Origin of the sequence: Kitasatospora sp. NPDC093558, from assembly GCF_040683475.1 — a bacterium.
Taxonomy (GTDB): Bacteria; Actinomycetota; Actinomycetes; order Streptomycetales; family Streptomycetaceae; genus Kitasatospora.
Genome location: NZ_JBFBDY010001040.1, coordinates 1 through 1,662, shown reverse-complemented (window position 1 = coordinate 1,662; position 1,662 = coordinate 1). Strand labels below are relative to the sequence as shown.

General features: G+C 71.0%; 1 protein-coding gene. It reads left to right on the top strand.

The features are described 5' to 3' along the window. Window positions 1–288 precede the first annotated feature (288 nt). Window positions 289–1,533 carry an acyltransferase gene (locus AB0O00_RS38245; protein ID WP_363659296.1) on the top strand — a complete coding sequence of 415 codons (1,245 nt, stop codon included), beginning with the start codon at window positions 289–291 and terminating at the stop codon, window positions 1,531–1,533. Window positions 1,534–1,662 lie beyond the last annotated feature (129 nt).

Below are 1,662 nucleotides of genomic sequence, written 5' to 3'. Positions count from 1 at the left end.
GCCCACACGGCCGTCGGGCAGTCGCGCGTTCCCGTCGCGTTCCGGCACGTTGTTGTTGCGTCCCGGCACGTTTCGTCGCGTTCCGGTGCGAGCTGCCAAGCGCCTCAGCCGTTCGTCCGCCGTCGTGCGGGCGTCCCTCCTTGCGTCAACTCGGCTTCACAGTTGCTCGATTGAAGCCTCCGCGGCTGCCGTGGAGCATGGGGACACCGATGCGAATCCGACCCGCCTCCGTTCCGTTCCAGAGTGCTTCGCTCGGTTCCCTTTCTCTCGCAAGGAGCAGGAATTCCCATGTCCACGGACGAAATCAGCGCGGTCCTGCCGGCGGCTGGGCGGACCGCGCAGCCGCCGGCGGTCGCCGAACCCCACGAACGGCCGGAGCGGTCGCAACGGCCCCTGGCCGCCCGGCTCCCGTCCCTCACCGGCCTGCGCTTCCCCGCGGCGCTGCTGGTCTTCATCTTCCACGCCTCGCTGCCGTACGGCACGGTGCGGCTGCTCGCCGACAACGGCTCGGAGAAACGATTCACCGATCTGGCGGCCCAGACCGGCGCCCTCGGTGTGACCTTCTTCTTCGCGCTCAGCGGCTTCGTGCTCACCTGGTCGGCCCGCGAGGGCGACACCGCGCGGGCCTTCTGGCGCCGGCGCTACGTCAAGATCGTGCCCAACTACGTGGTCGCGTGGGCCCTGGCGATGCTGCTCTTCGCCGGTGCCACGACCGAGGCGTGGCGGGCCCTGCTGAACCTGACCATGCTGCAGGTCTACGTCCCGGACTTCCTCACCAACTTCAGCGTGAACCCGCCCGGTTGGTCGCTGGCGGCGGAGGCGGTCTTCTACCTCTTCTTCCCGCTGCTGTACCACTGGTTCAAGCGGATCCCGGCGGACCGGCTGAAGTACTGGATCGCGGGCACGGTCGCGGGCATCGTCCTCACGGTGGTGGTCGCCTACACGATCGTCCCGGCCGGCACGGCGATGATGGACAACGAGCCCACCACGTCGGCCACCCAGTACTGGTTCGCCTATGTGCTGCCCTTCCCCCGGCTGCTGGACTTCGCACTCGGCATCCTGGTGGCCCGGGCGGTGATGGCGGGCCGCTGGCGGAACATCGGCATGGTGTGGTCGCTCGTCCTGCTGGCGGTGAGCTTCGTGGCCGCCTCGTTCGTCCCGCACATCTACGGCCAGCGCGCGGTCACGGTCGTCCCGGCCGTCCTGCTGATCGCCGCGGGGGCGATCGCCGACAACGAGGGCCGGCCCAGTGCCGTCCGCAACCGCGTGATGGTCTGGCTCGGCGAAGTGTCCTTCGCCTTCTACCTGTTGCACTACGTGGTGCTCGCCACCACCCGCAAGCTGCTGGGCACCGAGCTGTACTCGGGACCGGCCACCGCCGCGCTGCTGGCCGGCGAGTTCGTGGTCGCGCTGCTGGCCTCCTGGGCGCTCTACGCCCTGGTCGAGCGGCCGATCACCCGCCGGTGGTCCCGCCCGCGGAAGCGGGCCGTGGCGCCGGCTTCGCAGGTCTCACAGGTCTCGCAGGACAGTTGACGGCCGACGACGCGAAAAGGGGCCTGGGGCCCCCGCGGTTGGTGGGGGCGGGCCCGTTGGGTGGGGCGGCGGGCGGAGGCCCGGGGCGCGGTGCGGGGGGATGCGCGGGGCCCCCTGCGGGGCGCCGCC